Annotated in this window: 21 protein-coding genes; 7 read left to right on the top strand and 14 right to left on the bottom strand. The window is 72.0% G+C overall.

The features are described 5' to 3' along the window. Complete coding sequence (gene gabT, locus EAD98_RS10845; RefSeq protein ID WP_121653927.1) at positions 1-1,272, top strand: 4-aminobutyrate--2-oxoglutarate transaminase; 1,272 nt, start codon at positions 1-3, stop codon at positions 1,270-1,272. A 97-nt stretch (positions 1,273-1,369) separates the two neighbouring features. Here gabT and EAD98_RS10840 read toward each other — a convergent pair whose 3' ends face one another. The 6 genes from EAD98_RS10840 to EAD98_RS10815 form a co-directional block, all read right to left on the bottom strand. Continuing rightward, the gene (locus tag EAD98_RS10840) at positions 1,370-2,047 is read right to left on the bottom strand and encodes a DUF5979 domain-containing protein (protein ID WP_121653926.1); all 678 of its coding nucleotides are present in this window, start codon (positions 2,045-2,047) and stop codon (positions 1,370-1,372) included. A gap of 63 nt (positions 2,048-2,110) precedes the next feature. After that, complete coding sequence (locus EAD98_RS10835) at positions 2,111-2,782, bottom strand: M15 family metallopeptidase (protein ID WP_121653925.1); 672 nt, start codon at positions 2,780-2,782, stop codon at positions 2,111-2,113. Continuing rightward, entirely contained in the window at positions 2,779-3,909 is a 1,131-nt protein-coding gene (locus tag EAD98_RS10830) for a D-alanine--D-alanine ligase family protein (protein WP_121653924.1), read from the bottom strand. The genes EAD98_RS10835 and EAD98_RS10830 overlap by 4 nt, the downstream gene beginning before the upstream one ends. Continuing rightward, positions 3,906-4,934: a threonine/serine dehydratase gene (locus EAD98_RS10825; RefSeq protein WP_121653923.1), complete on the bottom strand. Its 1,029-nt coding sequence runs from the start codon at positions 4,932-4,934 to the stop codon at positions 3,906-3,908. The genes EAD98_RS10830 and EAD98_RS10825 overlap by 4 nt, the downstream gene beginning before the upstream one ends. 117 nt (positions 4,935-5,051) lie before the next feature. After that, the gene (locus EAD98_RS10820; protein WP_121653922.1) at positions 5,052-6,116 is read right to left on the bottom strand and encodes a HAMP domain-containing sensor histidine kinase; all 1,065 of its coding nucleotides are present in this window, start codon (positions 6,114-6,116) and stop codon (positions 5,052-5,054) included. Then, entirely contained in the window at positions 6,113-6,778 is a 666-nt protein-coding gene (locus tag EAD98_RS10815; RefSeq protein WP_121653921.1) for a response regulator transcription factor, read from the bottom strand. Before EAD98_RS10815 ends, EAD98_RS10820 begins: the two co-directional genes overlap by 4 nt. A 237-nt stretch (positions 6,779-7,015) precedes the next feature. Between EAD98_RS10815 and EAD98_RS10810 the strand changes: the two genes are divergently transcribed. Genes EAD98_RS10810 through EAD98_RS10800 form a run of 3 tightly spaced genes read left to right on the top strand, consistent with a single transcriptional unit; the run spans position 7,016 to position 10,191 of the window. Then, complete coding sequence (locus EAD98_RS10810) at positions 7,016-8,293, top strand: GAF domain-containing protein (RefSeq protein ID WP_121653920.1); 1,278 nt, start codon at positions 7,016-7,018, stop codon at positions 8,291-8,293. A 48-nt stretch (positions 8,294-8,341) separates the two neighbouring features. Beyond that, positions 8,342-9,847, top strand: coding sequence for an aldehyde dehydrogenase (adh, locus tag EAD98_RS10805; protein WP_121653919.1), 1,506 nt, complete (start codon positions 8,342-8,344; stop codon positions 9,845-9,847). After that, positions 9,844-10,191, top strand: coding sequence for a DUF779 domain-containing protein (locus EAD98_RS10800; protein WP_121653971.1), 348 nt, complete (start codon positions 9,844-9,846; stop codon positions 10,189-10,191). The genes adh and EAD98_RS10800 overlap by 4 nt, the downstream gene beginning before the upstream one ends. 153 nt (positions 10,192-10,344) lie before the next feature. On the opposite strand, the gene EAD98_RS10795 is transcribed toward EAD98_RS10800, so the two are convergent. From EAD98_RS10795 to EAD98_RS10760, 8 genes are all read right to left on the bottom strand, one after another. Continuing rightward, positions 10,345-11,088: a G5 domain-containing protein gene (locus EAD98_RS10795; protein ID WP_233583795.1), complete on the bottom strand. Its 744-nt coding sequence runs from the start codon at positions 11,086-11,088 to the stop codon at positions 10,345-10,347. A 222-nt stretch (positions 11,089-11,310) separates the two neighbouring features. Continuing rightward, positions 11,311-12,324: an agmatinase gene (gene speB, locus EAD98_RS10790; protein WP_121653917.1), complete on the bottom strand. Its 1,014-nt coding sequence runs from the start codon at positions 12,322-12,324 to the stop codon at positions 11,311-11,313. After that, positions 12,321-13,523, bottom strand: a complete 1,203-nt coding sequence (locus EAD98_RS10785; RefSeq protein ID WP_121653916.1) for a saccharopine dehydrogenase family protein — start codon at positions 13,521-13,523, stop codon at positions 12,321-12,323. Before EAD98_RS10785 ends, speB begins: the two co-directional genes overlap by 4 nt. Further along, positions 13,523-14,944, bottom strand: a complete 1,422-nt coding sequence (locus EAD98_RS10780) for an FAD-binding oxidoreductase (protein ID WP_121653915.1) — start codon at positions 14,942-14,944, stop codon at positions 13,523-13,525. Before EAD98_RS10780 ends, EAD98_RS10785 begins: the two co-directional genes overlap by 1 nt. Then, entirely contained in the window at positions 14,941-15,783 is an 843-nt protein-coding gene (locus EAD98_RS10775) for an ABC transporter permease (RefSeq protein WP_121653914.1), read from the bottom strand. The genes EAD98_RS10780 and EAD98_RS10775 overlap by 4 nt, the downstream gene beginning before the upstream one ends. Further along, complete coding sequence (locus EAD98_RS10770; protein WP_121653913.1) at positions 15,784-16,698, bottom strand: ABC transporter permease; 915 nt, start codon at positions 16,696-16,698, stop codon at positions 15,784-15,786. It lies immediately after the preceding gene. Further along, positions 16,695-17,846, bottom strand: a complete 1,152-nt coding sequence (locus EAD98_RS10765) for an ABC transporter ATP-binding protein (RefSeq protein ID WP_121653912.1) — start codon at positions 17,844-17,846, stop codon at positions 16,695-16,697. The genes EAD98_RS10770 and EAD98_RS10765 overlap by 4 nt, the downstream gene beginning before the upstream one ends. Before the next feature lie 4 nt (positions 17,847-17,850). Next, a complete protein-coding gene (locus tag EAD98_RS10760; RefSeq protein ID WP_121653911.1) occupies positions 17,851-19,035 on the bottom strand; it encodes a spermidine/putrescine ABC transporter substrate-binding protein in 1,185 nt (394 codons plus the stop codon). A gap of 206 nt (positions 19,036-19,241) precedes the next feature. Here EAD98_RS10760 and EAD98_RS10755 point away from each other — a divergent pair, with 206 nt between their 5' ends. The 3 genes from EAD98_RS10755 to EAD98_RS10745 form a co-directional block, all read left to right on the top strand. Then, the gene (locus EAD98_RS10755) at positions 19,242-19,754 is read left to right on the top strand and encodes an Lrp/AsnC family transcriptional regulator (protein WP_089017637.1); all 513 of its coding nucleotides are present in this window, start codon (positions 19,242-19,244) and stop codon (positions 19,752-19,754) included. A gap of 367 nt (positions 19,755-20,121) precedes the next feature. After that, positions 20,122-21,468 carry an aspartate aminotransferase family protein gene (locus tag EAD98_RS10750; protein ID WP_121653910.1) on the top strand — a complete coding sequence of 449 codons (1,347 nt, stop codon included), beginning with the start codon at positions 20,122-20,124 and terminating at the stop codon, positions 21,466-21,468. A 14-nt stretch (positions 21,469-21,482) separates the two neighbouring features. Next, the coding region (locus EAD98_RS10745; RefSeq protein ID WP_121653970.1) for an FAD-binding oxidoreductase at positions 21,483-22,804 on the top strand (1,322 nt) is incomplete at its 3' end.

Genomic DNA, 22,804 nt, shown 5'->3' with positions numbered 1-22,804 from the left:
ATGCCGTCCTCCGAGGAACTGCACAAACGGCGCGGCGGCGCCGTCGCCCGGGGTGTCGGCAGCGTCATCGGGTCCTACGTGGACAGCGCCGGCGGCGGGACGCTCACCGACGTGGACGGCCGCGAGTGGATCGACTTCGCCGCCGGTATCGCGGTGACCAGCGTCGGCAACTCCGCGCCGAAGGTGGTCGAGGCGGTACGGGCGCAGGTCGAGCGGTTCACCCACACCTGCTTCATGGTCGCGCCGTACGAGTCGTACGTGGCGGTGTGCGAGCAGCTCAACGCGTTGACGCCGGGCGGGTTCGAGAAGCGCTCGGCCCTGTTCAACTCCGGGGCAGAGGCGGTGGAGAACGCGGTGAAGATCGCCCGACACGCCACCGGACGGCCGGCGATCGTCGTCTTCGACCACGCGTACCACGGCCGCACCAACCTGACCATGGCGTTGACCGCGAAGAACATGCCGTACAAGCACCGGTTCGGGCCGTTCGCCGGTGAGATCTACCGGGTGCCGATGTCGTACCCTCTGCGCGACGGTGGGCTGTCCGGCGCGGACGCGGCGGCGCGGGCGATCGAGATGATCGAGAAGCAGGTCGGCGCGGAGAACGTCGCCGCACTCCTGATCGAGCCGATCCAGGGCGAGGGCGGCTTCGTGGTGCCCGCGCCGGGTTTCCTGCCGGCACTGCGCGGCTGGGCGACGGCGGCCGGAGTGGTCTTCGTCGCCGACGAGATCCAGACCGGCTTCTGCCGCACCGGCGACTGGTTCGCCAGCCAGCACGAGGGCGTCGAGCCCGACCTGGTCACCCTGGCCAAGGGCATCGCCGGTGGCCTGCCGTTGGCGGCGGTGACCGGCCGGGCCGAACTGATGGACGCGGTGCACGTCGGCGGGCTCGGCGGCACGTACGGCGGCAACCCGCTCGCCTGCGCCGCCGCGCTGGCCACCATCGAGACCATGCACGAGCTGGACCTGGCCGGCGCGGCCCGCCGGATCGAGGCCCTGCTGGCGCCCCGGCTACGGGCCGTCGCCGAGCGGGACCCCCGGATCGCCGAGGTACGCGGTCGGGGCGCGATGCTCGCCGTCGAGCTGGTGCAGCCGGGCACGCTCGTTCCCGACCCGTCGGCCACGGCGGCGGTCTCGGCCGCCTGTCACGCCGCCGGCCTGCTCACCCTGACCTGCGGCACGTACGGCAACGTGCTGCGCTTCCTGCCCCCGCTGGTGATCTCCGACGAACAGCTCACCCGCGGCGCCGACATCCTCGACGCCGCCTTCGGCTGACTCCGACAGGGGCCCCTCTCCGGCTCCGAGGCAGGGGCCCCTCTCCGGCTCCGAGGCAGGGGCCCCTCTCCGGACGGGGCCCCTGCTCATCGCAGGGTCAGCGGAGCACCTCGACGGTGTTGCGGCGGACCACGTTCTTGCCCGGCTCACGGATCTGGTCCATGGCCGCGGTGTTGAGCAGCACGCAACTGCCCGACACGCCGGTCACCGTCACCGTGGTCGCCCGGTTGTTGTCCAGGTTGGTCACCCGCAGCCGCGTACCCACAGGGAACTGCCCGCTGGTCGCCGCCGGCGCGGCGTTCTCGGCGAAGAAGGTGACCGAACCCGAGCAGGCCGAACGGGGCGCCGGGCCCGGCGCGCCGGGAGACGCGGCACCGGGGCGGACCGTTTCGGCTGCCGGCGGCCCGGCGGGCGGCGCGGCCTCGCCGTCGAGCCGCTCCACCACGTTGCGGCGGATCACGTTCTTTCCGGGCTCACGGACCAGCTCCATCGCGGCGGCGTTGAGCAGCACACAACTGCCCGACGGGCCGGTCACCGTCACCGTGGCCGCCCGGTTGTTGTCCAGATTGGTCACCCGCAGGCGCGTACCCACCGGGAACCGGTCACTGGTCGCCGCCGGCGCGCCGCCCTCCGCCGAGAAGGTGACCGAGCCCGTGCAGGCGGACTGCCGCGCCGGTGCGGTGCCGGCGAACCCGAAACCGGTCCCCACCGCCACGCCCCCCGCGGCGAGCACCGCCACGGTCGCCGCCAGCACGTGCTTGCGCTGCACCCTCATCGCCGTCACTCCCGTCCTCGGTGTGTCCTTCACCGCCTGGTACGGATGGGAGCGCCCTACCGTTCAGCCCACACGGGCACCGATCGACGTGGCGGCCAGATCCACCGGCCCGTACCGGGTGCGCGACGCCCCGGTGGTCAGCGCCCAGTAGCGGTCCCCGTACGACCAGTGCCACCACTCGGTCGGGTAGTTCACCAGCCCGGCGCCGCCGAGCGCGTCCACCAGAAGCTGCCGGTGCCGCCGGGCGGCCGCGCCGATGGTGGGGGCGTCGGTGAAGCAGGCGTCCGCGCTGTCCTCCGGCGTGGCGTCGACGGCCGTGCCCAGGTCCAGCTCCACGCCGTCGTCGGTGCACAGGGTCAGATCCACCGCCCCGCCGGTGCCGTGCGGGGCCACCTCGACCGGCGACACGAACTTGGTGGTCTCCCGGTGCAGCCGCTCCGGGGTCCAGTCCGGATGCCGCCGGCGCAGCTCGTCCCGGTAGCCGGTGAAGATGGCCAGCTGCGCCCGGTACGGCCGGTACCCCTCGATGACCAGCAGGCGCACCCCGCTGGGCAGCGCACGCTGCGCGGCCAGCAACCGGTCCGCGACACCGACGCGCAGCCGGGCGTACGCGCCGGACGGGTCGGCCGCGCGTCCGTCCAGTCGCAGCTCCGGCAGCTCACGCAGGTCCACCAGCGGGTCGCCGTCGTCGCCGCTGGGCACCGCCGCCACCCGGGGATCGGACAGCAGGATCATCGGGCGCCCCGGACGGCGGTCGCGGCGCGCTCCGCGTGCCGGGTACGGGCCAGCTCGACCAGCCGGTCCACCACCTCCCGGTAGCCGACGCCGGCCGCCGCCCACACCTTCGGGTACATGGAGTGCGCGGTGAAGCCGGGCATCGTGTTCAGCTCGTTGACGTACAGCTCACCGGTCGTCTCGTCGTACAGGAAGTCGACCCGGGCCAGGCCCCAGCCGCCGATCGCGGCGAACGCGCGCAGCGACAGCTCGCGAACGCGCTCGGTCACGTCGTCGGGCAGCACCGCCGGGACGATCATGGGGTCGGCGTTCCCGAAGTACTTCTGCTGGTAGTCGAACCAGCCGCCGGCGACGCGCACCTCGCCCACCGCCGACGCCTCCGGACGCCAGCCGCCGAGCACCGCGCACTCCAGCTCACGGCCGGTGACGCCCTGCTCGACCATGACGAGCTGGTCGTGGCGGAGCGCCTCCTCGATCGCGGCGGCCAGATCGTCGCCCTCCGCGACCCGGGAGATGCCGATCGAGGAGCCCATGCTGGCCGGCTTGACGAACAGCGGGCGACGCAGCCCCACCACCAGTTTCTCCGGGTCGTCGGTCGCCCGGTAGGTGTGCGCGTCGAACGCGACGTGCGGGGTGATCGGGATGCCGTCGGCGCGCAGCGCCCGCTTCATCGCCACCTTGTTCATGCCCACCGCCGAGGCCAGGATGCCGCACCCGACGTACGGCACGTCCAGGGACTCCAGCAGCCCCTGCACCACCCCGTCCTCACCGAACGGGCCGTGCAGCACGGGGAAGACCACGTCCAGCTCCGCGTGCACCGCGCCGGGGGCGTTCACCGCGGACATCTGCACGGTGCCCGGGCGGGGACCGGCGCGCAGCTCGACCGCCGGCCCGGTCACCGTCAGCCGGTCGTCGATGGCCCGCTCGGCGGCGGGCCGGTCGCGCAACTCGGCCAGCACCGCGTCCGGCACCAGCCGGAACCCGCCGGTGCGGGTGACACCGATGGCGACCGTGCGGTATCCCCCGCCGGCCAGCGCCCGGGCCACGCCGAGCGCGGAGGCGCAGGAGACCTCGTGCTCCGCCGACGGGCCACCGAACAGGATTCCGATCCGAATCGGCGCGCTCATGCCGCCGCTCCTTCCACAGTTGTCACCTCGGCGAAGCGCTGGACCGTCAACCGGGCCACCAGCTCCGCCTCCACGTTTCCGCCGGTCAGCACCACGCCGACCGTTCGATGCCGCCGCACACCGGCCTCGGCGGCGAGCCGCAGCGCACCGGCCAGACCGGCCGCCCCGGACGGCTCGACCAGCACCTTCAGCTCCATCAGGAGCAGCCGGAAGGCCGCCGCGATCTCCTCGTCGTCGACCCGGACGACCCCGCGCAGGGCGGTCCGCAGGATGGCGAACGGCAGTTCCCCCACGCAGGACGGCCGCAGCCCGTCGGCGATCGTGGGCGCCGGTGCGACCGGAACCCGCTCGCCGGCCGCGAGGCTGCGCGCCAGGGAGTCGCAGCCCACCGGCTCCACGCCGTACACCTCGATGCCGGTGCCGGCGGCGGCCAGGCAGGCGCCCGCCACCCCGCCGCCACCACCAACCGGAACCACCAACGCGTCCAGCGGTGTGCCGGCGCGCTCGGCCTGCTCGATCAGCTCCAGGCTGGCGGTGCCCTGCCCGGCGATCACGTCCGCGTGGTCGTACGCGTCGATCACGGGGTGACCGGTCTCGTCGGAGAGCCTCCGGGCCACCGCCACCCGCTCCTCGACGCCGGTGCCGGCGAACACCACCCGCGCGCCGGCGGCCCGCGCCCGCTCGACCTTGGTCGGGGACGCGTCGACCGGCAGCACCACGGTGGCCGCGAGCCTGTGCTGCCGGGCCGCCAACGCCACCGCCACCGCGTGGTTGCCGGTGCTCTGCGCGATCACCCCGTCCTGGCCGGCAGCGGCGAGCCGGCCGACCGCCCGCAGCGCGCCGCGCATCTTGTACGAGCCGCCGTTCTGGAGGTTCTCCGCCTTGAGCAGGACCCGGGCCCCGGCCAGCCGGTCGATCACCGGGGATCGCAGCACCGGAGTGCGGACCACCCGGCGGGACAGCCAGCGGGCGGTCTCCTCGATGTCGGCGCGGTGCAGGACGGCCGGCGCGGCGGTGGGTGACATGGGTTCTCCTTCGGTCGACGCTGGCGCCGGTTCGGTCCGCACAGCTGGTCGTTTTCGGGCACGCCGGAGGCAGGGATGCCGCGAGACGCGGACCCTTGGGCTGGTGGGTTCTGGGTGCTAGGGCGGAGTGGGTAGCTGGACGTCCACCCGCAGGCCGCCGTGCTCGGCGGGTCGGGCCGCGATGATGCCCTCGTGCGCCTGGGTGATCGAGCGGGCGATGGCCAGGCCGAGGCCGGCCCCGCCGCCGTGCGAGGTGCGGTCCCGGGCGAGGCGGCGGAACGGCTCGAAGAGGCTGGCCACCGCCTCGGCCGGTACGGGCTGCCCGGTGTTGACCACGGACAGCGCGGGCGTGCCGCCGACCGTGACGGTCAGCGAGCCGCCGCGCCGGTTGTACTTGATCCCGTTCTCCACCAGGTTGGTGACCAGGCGTTCCAGCAGCACCCGCTCGCCGACGACGACCCGGGGCGTGAGGTGGCTGTCGATCGTCACGGCGGCGTCCCGGGCGCGGTCCAGGTACCCGGTGAGCACCGAGGTGACGATCTCGTCGAGCCGCTGCGGGGTACGCGAGCGCAGTCCCTCCTCGCACTCGCTGAGCGCGAGCAGGCCCTCGATCAGCCGCTCGTTGCGCTCGTTGGTCTCCAGCAGCTGGCCGGTCAACAGCTCCAACTGCTCAGCGGTGAGAGACCGGGCCATCCCGACCTCGATCAGCGTCCGCTGCACCGCCAGCGGAGTGCGCAGCTCGTGCGAGGCGTTCGCGGCGAACCGCCGCTGCCCCTCGTACCCGGCGGAGACCCGCTCCATCATCTCGTCGATCGCCCGGGCCAGCCGGGCCAGTTCGTCGCTGCCGCGGGGCCGGATCCGGTGGCCGAGGTTCTGCGGACCCAGGTGCTCGATCGGCCCGGCCAGGTCGCGGACCGGACGCAGGCACCACGCCGCACCGAACCAGAGCGCCACCAGGGTGGCCAGGACCACGACCAGCACGGCCGCCACGGGCAGCACGAACGCGCTCTGGCGTACCGACCCGCAGACGTCCAGCAGGCCGGGCACGGGCAGGTCGCAGAGCTCCTGGCCACGGAACCAGATCAGCCCGGCCAGCCACCTGCCGACCGTCGGCAGGAGCGGCCCGGCCAGCAGGGCCAGCAGGCCCACCAGCAGCACCCGGCGACGGGGGGTCCAGCTCACGCCGGGCCGCCGAGCCGGTAACCGGCCTTGGGCACGGTGTGGATGACCGCCGGGTCGCCGAGCTTCTTGCGCAGGGTCATCACGGTGACCCGTACGGCGTTGGTGAACGGGTCGGCGAACTCGTCCCAGGCCTGCTCCAGCAGCTCCTCGGCGCTGACCACCTGCCCGGCGGCACGCAGCAGCACGTGCAGCACGGCGAACTCCTTCGGGCTCAGCGCCAGCGGGCGGCCGTCCCGGGTGGCCACGTGCCGGGCCACGTCCAGCACCACACCGTCCTGTTCGAGCACCGGCGGGAGCGCCGGGGTGGACCGCCGGCCGAGGGCCTGCACCCGGGCGACCAGTTCGGCGAACGCGAACGGCTTGGTCAGGTAGTCGTCCGCGCCGAGGTCCAGACCCGCCACCCGGTCCCGGATGCCCGCCGCCGCGGTGAGCAGCAGCACCCGGGTGCCCACCTGGGAGCCGGCGATGCCGCGGCACACCTCGTCACCGGTGTGCCCCGGCATGTCCCGGTCCAGGACCGCGACGTCGTACCGGTTCACCCCGATCCGCTCCAGCGCACCGTCGCCGTCGTAGCAGACGTCGACGGCCATCGAGAGGCGTCGCAGCCCCTCGGCCACCGTGTCCGCCAACAACCGCTCGTCGTCCGCCACCAGCACCCGCACGCTTCCGCTCCCCGTGGTTCAGCTCGTCCGGCATACCGTCGCAGGCCGGGGTTAAGGGTTCTGTAAGCACCCGCCGAGCCATCCTCCACCGCGCCGCCCGCCGGACAAACCAGTGCAAGCCAGGCTGCGTCGGCTTCGTCCCCACGCCATGCTCCTTGCGCCATCCGTCCCCGGGAGACCGGGCGGTTGGCGATCGAGGGTGAGCTGCGTCACGATGGGGGCCGAGGAGGTCGCCCGATGGCTGACCCGTGGCTCGCCTTGGAATTCGGCGTCGATCCGGCGGAGCGGATCGCGCAGGTCGGCGCCGCCCACGAGGCGTTCCTGGCCGCCGGCGCCGCGCCGCACCGGGTGCGGGAAGTGGTCCGCCGCTCGTGGGAACGGTCGGCGCGGCTCGACCCGGAGGCCACCCCGCCGATCGACCTGACCGACGACGCGCTGGCGGGCTATCGGGCCGCTCACCCGCTGGCCCGGGTGCTGCCGCTGTTCCGGGACCTGCTGGGCGGCATCGCCCAGGACGGCGCGCACCTGATGGCGGTCTGCGACGCGTACGGGCGGCTGCTCTGGGTGGAGGGCCACCCGGGGGTGCGCCGGCACGCCGAGCGGATGAACTTCGTGCCCGGCGCCCTGTGGGACGAGCGGCACGCCGGCACCAACGCCCCCGGCACCGCGCTGGCCGTCGACCACAGCGTGCAGATCTTCGCCACCGAGCACTTCAGCCGGCCGGTGCAGCGCTGGACCTGCGCCGCCGCCCCGATCCACGACCCGGCCACCGGGCGGCTGCTCGGCGCCGTCGACATCACCGGCGGCGACCACCTGGCCAACCCGCACAGCCTGGCGCTGGTCCGGGCCACCGCCCGGGCCGCCGAGGCGCAGCTCGCCACCGACCGACCGGTGGAGCCCGGCGTCGCCACGGTGACCGCGCTCGGCCGGGACGAGGTGGAGCTACGGGTCGACGGGCGACGGATCCGGCTCGGCCGACGGCACAGCGAGCTGCTGGTGCTGCTGCTGCACCATCCCGAGGGACGCACCGGCGAACAGCTCGGCCTCGACCTTTACGGGGACGACCGGCTGCACCCGGTCACCCTGCGCGCGGAGCTGTCCCGGCTGCGCCGGGTGCTCGGCCCCGAGCTGCTCGACTCCCGCCCGTACCGGCTGCGCGGCACCGTCCGCGCCGACTTCACCACCGTCGCCGACCGGTTGGACCAGGGCGATCCGGCGGGCGCGCTCGACGCGTACTCCGGGCCGTTGCTGCCCGGCTCGGACGCGCCGGGAGTGACGCGACTACGCCGGCTCATCGACGGCCAGCTCCGCGCGGCCGTGCTGGCCACCACGGACCCGGCGCTGCTCGCGGCCTGGACCGCGACGTCCGCCGGGGCCGACGACCTGACCGCGTGGCAGGCCCTGGCGCGGGCGTTGCCGACCGGCGCGCCACGCCGGCCGCTCGCGCTCGCCCGCATCGACCAGCTCGCCGGGGAGTACGACCTACCGCGCGCAACGTGGCTGCAACGTTCCTGAAACTACCGTCGCCGTCGGCACACCCGCACAACGACGGCGGAGGTAACCATGACGCGCTACGACGCGCCCACCCACTGGCAGTCCCGTTACGACCACTTCATCGGCGGCGAGTACGTCAAGCCGCACGGTGGCGACTACTTCGAAAACCCGACCCCGGTCACCGGGCAGACCTTCACCGAGGTGGCCCGGGGCACCGCCCCGGACGTCGAGAAGGCCCTGGACGCCGCGCACGGCGCCGCCGACGCCTGGGGGCGCACCTCGGTGGCCGAACGGGCGCTGATCCTCAATCGCATCGCCGACCGGATGCAGGAGAACCTGGAGTCGCTGGCCATCGCCGAGACCTGGGAGAACGGCAAGCCGATCCGCGAGACGATGGCCGCCGACATCCCGCTGGCCATCGACCACTTCCGGTACTTCGCGGGGGCGATCCGGGCCCAGGAGGGCTCGCTCGGCGAGATCGACGACGACACCATCGCGTACCACTTCCACGAGCCGCTCGGCGTGGTCGGGCAGATCATCCCGTGGAACTTCCCGATCCTGATGGCCACCTGGAAGCTGGCGCCCGCGCTGGCCGCCGGCAACGCCGTGGTGCTCAAGCCGGCCGAGCAGACCCCGGCGTCGATCCACTACTGGCTGTCGCTGGTGGCGGACCTGCTGCCGCCGGGCGTGCTCAACATCGTCAACGGCTTCGGCGTGGAGGCCGGCAAGCCGCTGGCATCCTCGGCGCGGGTGGCCAAGGTGGCGTTCACCGGTGAGACCACCACCGGGCGGCTGATCATGCAGTACGCCAGCGAAAACATCAAGCCCGTCACCCTGGAACTGGGCGGCAAGAGCCCGAACATCTTCTTCGACGACGTCAGCGCTGCTTCCGACGACTTCCTGGACAAGGCGCTGGAAGGCTTCACCATGTTCGCCCTCAACCAGGGCGAGGTCTGCACCTGCCCGTCACGGGCGCTGATCCAGCAGGGCCACTACAGCGACTTCCTCGCCGCGGCGGTGGACCGCACGAAGGCGATCGTCGCCGGGCATCCCCTGGACACCGACACGATGATCGGCGCGCAGGCCTCCAACGACCAGCTGGAAAAGATGCTGTCCTACCTGGACATTGGCCGGCAGGAGGGCGCCAAGGTGCTCACCGGCGGCTCCCGCGCGGACCTGGGCGGGGAACTGTCCGGCGGGTACTACGTCGAGCCGACGATCTTCGAGGGCGACAACTCGATGCGGGTCTTCCAGGAGGAGATCTTCGGCCCGGTGGTCTCGGTGACCTCCTTCGCCGACCTCGACGACGCCGTGAAGACCGCCAACGACACCCTGTACGGGCTGGGCGCGGGCGTGTGGACCCGGGACATGAACACCGCGTACCGGGCCGGGCGGGCCATCCAGGCGGGCCGGGTGTGGACCAACTGCTACCACGCGTACCCGGCGCACGCCGCGTTCGGCGGGTACAAGCAGTCCGGCATCGGCCGGGAGAACCACAAGATGATGCTGGAGCACTACCAGCAGACCAAGAACCTGCTGGTCAGCTACTCGACCCAGAAGCTCGGCTTCTTCTGATGTCCGTCGTCTCCGTGACCCCCGCGGCGGCCGACCTGATCCGGTCGTTGCGGGGGCGGCACGGCCCGCTGATGTTCCACCAGTCCGGCGGCTGCTGCGACGGCAGCGCCCCGATGTGCTACCCGGCGGGTGAGTTCCGTACCGGCTCGTCCGACGTCCTGCTCGCCTCGCTCGTCGTGGACGGGGTGCCGGAGCCGGTCGAGTTCTGGATGTCCACCGCCCAGTGGGAGCTGTGGAAACACACGAGGCTCACCGTCGACGTGGTCCCGGGCCGAGGCAGCGGCTTCTCCCTGGAAGCCCCCGACGGCCTCCGCTTCCTCATCCGCTCCCACCTCGCCGCCTAGGTCACCCCTTACCAGCGGCGTGGGCAGCGGAGGCATGCCGCCCTAGAGAGCGTGATACCTCTGAGGCATAAATATGACTCAGAGGTATCACGCTCGAAACCCAGTCCCCGCCGCACGAGATGACGCTGCGTGACCGTTGGGCGCGCCGCGGGATCAGTCGCAGCCGTAGCCGTCGTTGTCGCGGTCCAGGTCGTAGATGTCGTCGCCGATGACCCTGACCGGGCCTGTGACGTAGGCGGGGCCGTTGCCGCTGCCGGGCTTGCAGTCGACGTCGCTGGCGATCGGGACACAGCCGCTGTAGTTCGGGTCGCACGTCGCCTGCTGCGGTTTCTTGGTGCCGACGGCGACGACCTGGGTCACCGGTTGCTTCGTCACGACGGACTTGACCAGCTTCTTGGCCGTCCGCACGCCGTCGGTGGTGGTCACCTCGTAGGTCAGCGTCTTCACACCGTTGACGCCCTTGGTCCGCACGACCCGCTTGCCCTCGGCGAGGGACGAGTCCTTGACAGTCCGCTGGCCGTACCGGATGGTGGCTCGCTCCGTCACGGTGGTCACCTGCACCACGGGCGCGGCTGCGGCGCTGGACGCGGCTGAGGTCGGCGAGGGGGCGGCGGGAAGAGAGGGTTCGGCGACCGGCGACACCTCCTGCGCGGGGGCCTCCTCGGTCGGCTCGGCGGGCGCCGCCACGATGGGCTGCTGCGGTTGCTCGGCCGCGGTGCCGGTCCGGGTGGGCTCCGGATCGCCGACCAGCGCGCCGACGATGGCGGTACCGGCGCAGCAGAGCAGCAGGAACGACAGGGCAACCGAGCCGAGGATCACGGCGACGCGGCGGCCCGGGCTGGCCCGGCGGAACCAGTTCGGGGCGGCGGGCGGGCGTGGCGCGGGCGGCGGATACATCGTCACGGCGATGAGTGTCGTCGCAATCACGACGTGCAATATCCACCGTAGCGCTCGTCACCTGCGCCGTTCGCTCCCCCGCCGCTGATCGAGGGGCGAAGCCCGGCCGCCCGACCGTTTCTGGCCGGCGACGGGACGACATGCCTGGCCTCCGCTCGGCCGGACCGGGCGGGGCCGATCGTGCGGCCCCACACGGGCATCAACGCCGCGAATCACCGTTTATCAGCGGGCGTCCAGGAGAGGCTGTCGCGGGTTCCACGGTGGACCGCCGGCCGCGTCGCGGCGGCGGCGTGCGATCGCCGAGAGCGCCTCCAGGACCACGCGGTTGCCCAGGTACGCGGTGATGTCGGCGTGGTCGTACGGCGGGGCGACCTCGACCACGTCCACCCCGACGACGGGCAGCTCGTAGCAGACCCGGCGGACCGCGTCGAGCAGTTGCCGCGAGGTCAGACCGCCCGGCTCGGGCGTGCCGGTGCCGGGCGCCATCCCCGGGTCGACCACGTCCACGTCGACGGAGAGGAACACTCCCTCGCACTCGTCGACCGCGATGGCGAACGCCTCGGTGAGGCACGGGTCGAGGCCACGAGCGACCAGCTCGGTCATCTCGTACGACCGCATCCGCTGCTCCGCCATCCAGGACAGGATGTCCGGGCCGGGCCAGTAGCCGCGCAGCCCGATCTGGAGGAACCGGTCGCCGCGTACCGCGCCGGACTCGATGAGCCGGCGCATCGGCTGGCCGTGCCCGTGCAGCGAGCCGAACTCGATCTCTCCGGTGTCGGCGTGCGCGTCGAAGTGCACCAGCGACACGCGCCCGTGCCCGTGCTGCCGGGCCACGCCGGTGGCGTCCGGCAGAGCGATGGAGTGGTCCCCGCCGAGCACCACCGGGATGGCGCCGGCGGACGACACGGCGTACACCGCGGCTTCCAGTGCCCCCAGCGAACGTTCGATGTCCCCGGAGAACATCTCCACGTCGCCGGCGTCGTACACCCGCAGGTCGCGCAGCGCGTCGACACGCAGCGCGAGCGACGGGCGGGAGCCGTCGTGGGCCAGGTAGCACGCCTGCCGGATCGCCGACGGTCCGAACCGGGTGCCGGGCCGGTGCGACGTGCCGCCGTCGAAGGGCGCACCGACGATCACCACGTCGGCGTCGGCGTACGACCCGGGGTCGTCGAGCGCGCACCGGTCCACGCCCAGGAAGGTGACGTCCGGCCCGTACATGGCTCCGTAGCGGCTCATCGCTCCTCCATCCCCCATGGCGACCCGTAGCCGGCCAGCAGGTCGAGGAACGGCACCGGGGGCAGCGCCTCCGGGCCGAGCACCCCGACGCCGGACCAGGCGCCGCCGGCGATCAGTTCCAGCGCGACCACCGGGTTGACCGCCGTCTGCCAGACCACCGCCTGGTGACCGTACTCCCGCATGGACCACTCGTTGTCGACCACGTGGTACAGGTAGACCTCCCGCGGTTGCCCGTCCGGGCCCAGGCCGCGCACCCACGTGCCGGCGCAGGTCTTGCCGCGCATCCGCTCACCGAGGGTCGCCGGGTCGGGCAGGCAGGCGGCCACCACGTCGCGCGGGGACACCTGGACGCCGCGCACGTTGACGGGCGCCGTCGAGTCCAGCCCGAGCTTGTGCAACGTCCTGAGCACCTCGATGAACTCCTCGCCGAGGCCGTACTTGAAGGTGACCCGGCGGGCCTTGACCCAGCGCGGGATGAGCAGCACCTCCTCGTGCTCCACGTTGACGCACTCGACCGGCCCGATCCCGTCGGGGAAGTGGAAGACCTCCGGCTCGCTGAACGGCTCGGTGGTGTACCAGCCCCGCTCCTGCTCCCACACCACCGGCGGGTTGAGGCACTCCTCGATCGTCGTCCAGATGGAGAACGAGGGCGCGAAGTCGTAGCCGTCGACGGTGAGGTTCGCCCCGTCCCGGACACCGATCTCGTCGATCTCGCTGAACAGCTCGTCGGCGGCGTACCGGGCGAAGACGTCGGACAGGCCGGGCTCGACACCGATGCCGCACAGGGCCAGCCGGCCGGCCGCGGACCAGTCGTCGGAGAGCGCGAACTGCGCGTCGCCGAGCATCACTCCGGTCTCGGCGTACGGGCGGGACGGGTGCGGGTGTGACAGCGACATCGCCATGTCGAGGTAGTCCGCGCCGGCCGCGAACGCGCCGTCGAAGATCGGCATGACGAAGCGCGGATCGACGGCGTTGAGCACGTGGGTGATCCGGTGCTCCCGGCAGAGCGCGGCGACCGCCTCCGCCGACGACGCGTCCACCTGGGCGGCGACGGAGCGGTCCCCGTGCCCGGCGACGGCGCGCTCGGCGCGGCCCGGGTCGTGGTCGGCGACCACCATGGTCTCGAAGAAGGAGCGTCGGGCGGCGATGGCTACGGCGGCGGAGCCGACGCCACCGGCGCCGACGAGCAGGACACGCATCAGGAATCAAACCCCAAACCGAGACGATCGAGAGTACGGAGCCAGAGGTCGCGCCGGCCCTCGCGCGCGTCGGCGCGGGCCAGTGACCAGCGGGTGAGATTGATGCCGACCGAGCGGACGGGTTCCGGTGGGAACGGCAGTGGCTTACGGCGGACCAGATCGAGCCCGGTCAACGGGGTTTCCCCGCCGGCCAGCAGGTCGAGCAGCACCCGGGCACCGAAGCGGGTGGCGCCCACGCCGAGACCGGTGTAGCCGGCCGCGTACGCCAGCCGACCCCCGTACGCGGTGCCGAAGAACGGGCAGAACCGGGTGCAGGTGTCGATGACGCCACCCCAGCGGTGGCTGAAGCGCACGTCGGCGAGCTGCGGGAACGTGGTGAAGAAGTGCTCGGCGAGAGCCGTGAAGGTGGCCTCGCGCTGCTCCAGCTCGGGGGCGACCCGGTTGCCGTAGTGGTAGACCGCGTCGTAGCCGCCGAACAGGATGCGCCCGTCCGAGGTGATCCGGTAGTAGTGGAACTGGTTGCCGGTGTCGGCCAGCCCCTGCCGGTTGCGCCAGCCGATCGCGTCCCGTTGGGCCGGGGTGAGCGGCTCGGTCATCAGCACGTGGTCGTAGACCGGCACCAGGTACGCCCGCAGCCGGCGCAGCAGCGGCGGGAAGGCGTTGGTGGCCAGCACCACCCGCCGGGCCCGCACCGACCCGGGCGCGCCGTCCGGCCCGCCGGCGGTCCGCGCGTGCAGCGCGGGGCCGTCGGCGCGCAGCCCCGTCACCCGCGTGTGCTCGTGCACCCGGACGCCGAGGTCGAGGCAGGCGCGGCGCAGCCCCCACGCCAGCTTCGCCGGGTCCAGCATGGCCACCCGGTCGGCGTCGAACATGCCACCCAGGTACGTGGGCGAGTGCACCTCGGCGCGCGCCTCGTCGCGGTCCAGCAGCCGCACCCGGTGGCCGTACCGGCGGGCCAGCTCCGCGTCGTCGGCGAGCCCGGCCAGTTGGTACGGCTCGACGGCGACCGCCAGCTCGCCGGTGCGCTCGAAGTCGCAGTCGATGTCGAACTTCGCGACGGTGGCGGCGATGGCGTCCAGGTTCTCCCGGCCGAGGCGTTCCAACTCACCGACCTCGTCGGGGAACCGGTCGACGCCGTTGGCCAGGCCGTGGGTGAGCGAGGCGGCGCAGAACCCGCCGTTGCGCCCGGACGCGGCCCAGCCGCAGGTGCCCGCGTCGACCAGCAGCACGTCACGGTCGGGGTCGGCCTGCTTGGCCAGCAGGGCGGCCCAGAGCCCGCTGTACCCGCCGCCGATCACCAGCAGGTCGGCGGTCCGCGGGCCGGTGAGCGGCGGCAGCGGGTCCGGGCGGTCCGGACGGTCGAGCCAGTACGGCACGGGGGCCGCGTCGGCGAGCGCCCGGCCGGTGTGCGGAAGGGTCATGACGACCGACGGGCCGGACGAGCCGGGGCCGGACCGGCCAGCAGATCGGCGCGGCGGGCCCGCCGCCCCCGCAGCGAGCTGAGCCCGACCAGCAGCAGCGCGATCGCGAACATCGCGGTGCCGATGACGTTGACCTGCGGTGGGATGCCCCGCTGGGCAGCGCCCCAGACGTACATCGGGAACGTGACGGTGGTGCCGGCGTTGAAGTTCGTGATGATGAAGTCGTCGAAGCTGAGCGAGAAGGCCAGCAGCGCGGCGGCCACGATGCCGGGCAGCACCAGCGGCAGGGTGATCCGCCGGAAGGTCTGCCACTCGCTGGCGTAGAGGTCCATGGCGGCCTCCTCCAGCCGCCGGTCCATCCCGGCCAGCCGCGCCTTGACCGTCACCACCACGAACGAGACGCAGAACATCACGTGCGCGATGACGATCGTCCAGAAGCCCAGCGGCACCCCGGCGGAGACGAAGAGCGCCAACAGCGAGGTGCCCATCACCAGCTCCGGGGTCGCCATCGGCAGGAAGATCAGCACGTTGACGCCGGAACGACCGCGGAAGCGGTGCCGGACCAGCGCGAACGCCATCAGGGTCCCGAGCACGGTGGCGACCACCGTGGCGATGAAACCGATCTGCACGCTGCGGACGACCGCGTCGCACATGTCCGACGTGGCGCACGGCTGACGCCAGTTGTCCAGCGTGAACTCGTTGAAGTCGTACGACAGCCGGCTGGACGGACGGTTGAACGACAGCCCGGCCACCACCAGGATCGGCAGCGCCAGGTAGCCGAGCACCAGCAGCGCCACGATCATCACCCAGCGGTCGGCCAACCAGCGGGACACTCTCATCTAGAGCACCTCCTCCGTGCCGGCCCGACGGAGGTAGCCGAAGACCACCGCGAGGATCGCCGCCATCAGCAGGAACGACAGCGCGGCGCCCTGCGGGTAGTCCAGCCGGACCAGGAACGCCGAGTCGATGACGTTGCCGATCATGTACTCGTTCGGGGTGCCGAGCAGCTCGGCGTTGATGTAGTCGCCACTGGCCGGGATGAAGAACAGCAGCGTGCCGGCGACCAGGCCCGGCATGGACAGCGGCAGCGTCACCCGGCGGAACGCCTGCACCGGGCTCGCGTACAGGTCGCTGGCCGCCTCCAGCAGCCGGTGGTCCAGTCGCTCCAGGCTCGCGTACAGCGGCAGCACCAGGAACGGCAGGAAGTTGTACGTCAGGCCGAGCACCACCGCGAACGGGGTGGCCAGCAGCCGGCCGTCCGGGGCGAGCAGGTGCACGTCGCGCAGCACGCCGACCAGTGCGCCGTTGTCCGACAGGATCGTCTTCCAGGCCAGCGTGCGGACCAGGAAGCTGGTGAACATCGGCGCGACCACGCAGACCAGCAGCAGGTTCTTCCAGCGGCCGGCCTTCTGCGCGATGGCGTACGCCAGCGGGTAGCCGAGCAGCAGCGCCAGCACCAGGGCCACGCCGGCGTAGCCGAACGAGCGCAGGAACTGCGGCCAGTACGCCTGCAACACGTCCGGGTAGTTGCCGAACGCCCAGGTCATCGCGTACCCGGTGGAGAGCGAGCCGCTGGGGTCGTAGAGGCTGGCCGCGGCGAGCTGCAGCAGCGGCACGCCGAAGAAGATCAGCAGCCAGGCCGCGCCCGGCAGCAGCAACAGGTACGGCAGCAGGCGGTGCCGCCCGGACCGGGCTGCCGGCGGCGTGGGCGGCGGCTGCCCCGATCCCGTCGGCACCTGGGCCAGGACGGTCACGACGACGCACCCACCGGCTCGTCGACCACCGGCGCGGTCCGGTCGCTGTCGGCAACGTCCCGGGGCAGCAGGAACGCGTGCCGCGGATCCCAGTACGCCACGGCCTCGCTGCCGACCGGCACCTGAGCCACCGCTCCACTGTTGGCCGTGAAGACCGACAGCTCGGTGCCCCAGCCGGTCCGCAGCAGGTACTGCGTGCTGACCCCGACGTAGGAGGCGTCGGTGACCACCCCGGTCACGTGTTGATGGCCGGCGGGCACCTGGTCGGCGGAGCCGACCAGCTGCAGCTTCTCCGGGCGTACCCCCAGGTGGATCGGGCCACGGTCGGCCCGGGCGCGGCCGGCGGGCACCGAGAACCGCGCGTCGTGTGCCGTCACCGCCACCTCGCCGCCGGCGGTGCCGGCGGCCTCGCCGGCGAGCAGGTTGGACTGGCCGAGGAAGTTCGCGACGAACGCGGTGGCCGGGAACTCGTAGATGTCGGCCGGTGCGCCGAGCTGCTCGATCCGGCCGGCGTTCATCACCGCGACGGTGTCGGCCATGGTCATGGCCTCCTCCTGGTCGTGGGTGACGTGCACGAACGTGATGCCCACCTCGGTCTGGATCCGCTTCAGCTCGATCTGCATCTGCCGGCGCAGCTTCAGGTCGAGCGCACCCAGCGGCTCGTCGAGCAGCAGCACCTGCGGCTGGTTGATCAGCGCACGGGCCAGCGCCACCCGCTGCTGCTGGCCGCCGGAGAGCTGTGCCGGGCGGCGGTTGCCGTAGCCGTCGAGCTGCACCAGCGACAGCATCCGCAGGACCTCGTCGTCGACCGAGCGGATGCCGCGCCGGCGCAGCCCGAACGCCACGTTCTCGAAGATGTTCAGATGCGGAAAGAGCGCATAGCTCTGGAACACGGTGTTGACCGGCCGCTTGTACGGCCGCAGCCGCGCGATGTCGCGGTCGCCGAGCAGCACCTGACCGCTGGTCGGCTCCTCCAGGCCGGCGATCATGCGCAGCGTGGTGGTCTTGCCGCAGCCGGACGCGCCGAGCAGGGCGAAGAACGAGCCCTGCGGGACGGTCAGGCTGAGGTCGTCGACGGCGGTGAAGATGCCGAACCGCTTGGTGAGGTTGGCCAGGCGCAGGTCGCCGGCCGGTGTTTCGCGCGTCATCCCGTCACGCCCCGATGACCTGCTGGAACTTGCCCTCGTACTCCTTCTCCTGCTTCTCGTCCAGGGCCATGAACACCTTGGACTTCGACAGCAGCGCCTCATCGGGGAAGATCAGCGGGTTGGCGGCCAGCTCGGGGTCGATCTTCTCCATCTCGGCCTGGGCGCCCTTGACCGGGCAGATGTAGTTGACGTACGCGGCGAGCGTCGCGGCGACGGCCGGCTCGTAGTAGTAGTTGATGAGCGCCTCGGCGTTGCCCTTGTGGGTGGCCTTGTTGGGGACCATCATGTTGTCGCTGAACAGCATCACGCCGGAGTCGGGCGCGACGAACTGCACCTTCTCGTTCTCGCTGGAGAGCTGGATGACGTCCCCGGACCAGCCGATGCACGCGGCGATGTCACCCTTGGCCAGGTCGGGTGCGTAGTCGTTGCCGGTGAATTTGCGGATCTGCCCGGAGTCGACGGCCTTCTTCAGCTTGTTGAGCGCGTCGTCGAACTGGGCGGTGGTGAAGTTGGCCGGGTCGTGCCCGTTGGAGCCGAGCAGCAGGCCCATCGTGTCGCGCATCTCGCTGAGCGCGGTCACCTTGCCCTTGAGATCGGGACGGGTGAGCAGCTCGTCGACGGTGCGCAGCTCCTTGGTGACGTCGCCGTTGTACGCCAGACCGGCGAGGCCGGACTGCCACGGGATGGAGATCCGGTTCTCGGGGTCGAAGGAGCGGTTGAGCAGCGACGGAAGCAGATTGGCCTGGACGTTCGGGATCTTCGCCGGGTCGAGCTTCTGGATCCAGCCGAGCCGGATCATCCGGGCCGCCATCCAGTCGGTCAGCACGATGAGGTCCCGGTCCGTGCTCTGGCAGGCCGCGAGCTGGTTCTGCACCTTGCCGAAGAACTCGTTGTTGTCGTTGATGTCCTCGGTGTACGTGACCTGGATGCCGGTCTTCGTGATGAACCCGTCCAGGCTGGGTCGCTTGGACTCGTCCTTCTCGTCCACGTCCATGTACTGCGGCCAGTTGGAGAAGGCAAGCTTCTTCTCGGTGCCGGAGAGGTCTTCGCTGACGCAGCCGGCCTCGGTCTGCTGCGCGCCCTTGGTGCCGCAGCCGGCGAGGCTGCCGCCCGTGGCGAGGAGCGCGGCCGAACCGAGAGTGCCGGTGAGCAGTCCACGCCGGGTGAGGGGCCGGAGGGGAGTACGCATGACGACTCCTAAAGGGTCATCGTCGGCGGGCGGGACGGGGGTGGCGCGCCGGCGGGAGGGTCAGGTGCCATGGACGACTGATCCTGACATGAGGTGACCTTCCTTACAAGGGATTCCGTTGCGGTGTTAGCGATGCACGACGAAATACGCCAGACTGCGCGAGGACACACGCGCGACATCACGATTCAGGACATGGGGAGCGGACGATGACGAACCGGCAGCACGAGAACGGCAACGGCGGCCGACGCGTCGCTGTCCGTGAAGGTGCCAATCACGCTCTGCTGGACGACGTGGCCAAGCGGATCATCGAACAGCTCCAGGAGGACGGCCGCCGACCGTACGCCACCATCGGCAAGGCGGTCGGGCTCTCCGAGGCGGCGGTTCGTCAGCGGGTGCAGCGGCTACTCGACTCCGGCGTGATGCAGATCGTCGCGGTGACCGATCCGCTCCAGCTCGGCTTCCCCCGGCAGGCGATGATCGGCCTGCGTACCGACGGCGACCTGGAGGCGGTGGCCGACCGGCTGGCCGAGCTGGAGGAGGTCGACTACGTGGTGATCACGGCCGGGTCGTTCGACCTGCTCACCGAGGTGGTCTGCCGCAACGACGACCACCTGCTGGAGATCCTGCAACGGCTGCGCGCGGTGCCCGGCGTGCTGTCCACCGAGGCGTTCGTCTACCTCAAGCTGCGCAAGCAGACCTACACCTGGGGTACGGCCTGACGCGCACGCCGTCCCGCCGCTTGATCCACTCGACTTTCCGGAAGTCGCGATGTCCACGCCGCGCCGACAGCCCGACATCCTTGATCCCGAGTGGATCAGCACCCCGACATCGGCGAAACGGAGTGGATCGTGGCCGACGAACAACTGATCACCCGGCAGGCCCACCCGGCCGACAAACCACCAACCTGACAGGCCGACTGCGGCGTGCGGATTCCGTCGCGAGTAAGGCAGGTTCTCGCTGAATCCGTCGCCATGCCGCCCAACTACCATCGATCACACTTGCTTTCGCGGGTCGTGCTGTGCGATAACCGTGGGCAGAGCGGCCGGCGTCACCCCTTGGACCGGCCCGACGACCGATGGGGCTGACATGGCCAACGCCACCGACCACCTCTGGATGCACTTCACCCGGATGGCGAGCTACTCCGCCGGCGAGGTGCCGACCATCGTGCGCGGCGAGGGCGCGTACGTGTGGGATGCGCAGGGCCGCCGCTACCTGGACGGGCTCGCCGGGCTCTTCGTCGTCAACGCCGGCCACGGCCGCACCGAACTCGCCGAGGCGGCCGCCAAGCAGGCCGGCGAGCTGGCGTACTTTCCGCTCTGGTCGTACGCCCACCCCAAGGCCGTGGAGCTGGCCGAGAAGATCGCGTCACTCACCCCCGGCGACCTGAACCGGGTCTTCTTCACCACCGGCGGCTCGGAGGCCGTCGAAGCGGCGTGGAAGCTGGCCCGGGCCTACTTCAAGCGCACCGGCCAGCCCAACAAGCACAAGGTGGTCAGCCGGTACATCGCCTACCACGGCACCTCGATGGGCGCGCTGTCGATCACCGGCCTGCCCGGGATCAAGAGTGACTTCGAGCCGCTGGTGCCCGGCGGGATCAAGGTGCCGAACACCAACTTCTACCGGGCGCCCGAGCACGGCGACGACCCGGAGGCGTTCGGCCGCTGGGCCGCCGACGAGATCGGCCGGGCGATCGAGCGGGAGGGGCCGGACACGGTCGCCGCGGTCTTCCTGGAGCCGGTGCAGAACTCCGGCGGCTGCTTCCCACCACCACCCGGCTACTTCGAGCGGGTACGGGAGATCTGCGACGCGTACGACGTGCTGCTCGTCTCCGACGAGGTGATCTGCTCCTGGGGGCGGCTCGGCGAATACTTCGGCGCCGTGCGCTACGGCTACCAGCCGGACATCATCACCACCGCCAAGGGCATCACCTCCGGGTACGCCCCGCTCGGCGCGATGATCGCCAGTGACCGGCTGATGGAGCCGTTCCTCACCGAGACCGGCATGTTCGCCCACGGGGTGACCTTCGGCGGCCACCCGGTCTCCTGCGCGGTCGCCCTGGCCAACCTGGAGGTCTTCGCCCGCGAGGACCTGGTCGGTCACGTACGGGCCAACGAGAACGCGTTCCGGTCCACTCTGGAGAAGCTCAACGACCTGCCGATCGTCGGCGACGTGCGCGGCGACGGCTACTTCTACGGCATCGAGCTGGTCAAGGACAAGACGACCCGGGAGACCTTCGACGAGGCCGAGTCGGAGCGGCTGCTGCGCGGCTTCCTCTCCACCGCTCTGTTCCAGGCCGGGCTCTACTGCCGGGCCGACGACCGGGGCGACCCCGTCGTGCAGCTCGCCCCGCCGCTGATCGCCGAGCAGCGGCACTTCGACGAGATCGAGCAGATTCTACGAACGGTGCTCACGGAGGCGTGGGCACGGCTCTGACCGGCGGTGCGGCCGTGACGTCCCACTATCGGGAGCTGTCGTACTGGCTGTCCACCCTGGACGAGCCGCTGACACCTCGGCCCGCGTTACCCGGTGACGCGGACGCCGACGTGGTGATCGTGGGCGCCGGGTACACCGGACTGTGGACGGCGTACCACCTGGCCCGGGCGGACCGGGCGCTGCGGATCATCGTGGTGGAGAAGGAGATCGCGGGGTACGGCGCGTCCGGCCGTAACGGCGGCTGGTGCTCCGCGCTCTTTCCCACGTCGCTGACCGGCCTGGCCCGCCGGCACGGCCGGGACGCGGCGGTCGCCATGCAGCGGGCCCTGCACGAGACGGTGCGCGAGGTGGGCCGGGTGGTCGCGGCGGAGGGCATCGACTGCGACTGGGCGGACGGCGGCACGGTCACCCTGGCCCGCACCGGCCCGCAGCTCGCCCGGGCCCGGGCCGCCGTGGACGAGGCCCGCGCGTTCGGTTTCGGCGCGGAGCACCTGGCGCTCCTCGACCCCGGCGAGGCCGCCGCCCGCTGCGCCGCCGAGGGGGTACGCGGTGGGACGTACACCCCGCACTGCGCGGCGGTGCACCCGGCGAAGCTGGTCCGCAGCCTGGCCCGGGTGGTGGAACGTCTCGGGGTCACCATTCACGAGCGGACCGCGGTCACCGCGATCCGGGCCGGCGCGGCGGTCACCGCGGCCGGCACGGCACGAGCGCCGGTGGTGGTCCGGGCGACCGAGGGGTACACGCCCACGCTGCCCGGTCAGCGCCGCGCCGTGGCGCCGGTGTACTCGCTGATGGTGGCCACCGAACCGCTTGCGCCCGAGACCTGGGAGCGGATCGGACTGGCCCGCCGGGAGACGTTCTCCGACCACCGACACGTGATCATCTACGGGCAGCGCACCGCGGACGGTCGGCTGGCCTTCGGCGGGCGTGGCGCTCCGTACCATTTCGGGTCCCGGGTCTCCCCCGGCTACGACCGCGAGCCACGGGTCTTCGCGGCTCTGCGGCGGACGCTCGGGGAGCTCTTCCCGGCGCTCGGCCCGGATGTGCCGGTGACGCACACCTGGGGAGGCCCGCTGGGGGTGGCCCGGGACTGGGCGGCCTCCGTCGGCTTCGACCGGGCGAGCGGGCTGGCCTGGGCGGGCGGCTACGTCGGGGACGGGGTGGGTTCGAGCAACCTCGCCGGCCGCACCCTGGCAGACCTGATCCGGGGTGAGCGCACCGAGCTGACCGCCCTGCCCTGGGTGAACCACCACTCCCGCCGCTGGGAGCCCGAGCCGCTGCGGTGGCTGGCGGTCAACACCGCCCTACGGGTGCTGACCAACGCCGACGCGACGGA

Origin of the sequence: Micromonospora sp. CV4 (assembly GCF_003667455.1) — a bacterium.
In the GTDB taxonomy this organism is placed as follows: domain Bacteria; phylum Actinomycetota; class Actinomycetes; order Mycobacteriales; family Micromonosporaceae; genus Micromonospora.
The sequence above is the reverse complement of the archived record's forward strand: the minus strand, read 5'-3'. Positions and strand labels throughout refer to the sequence as shown.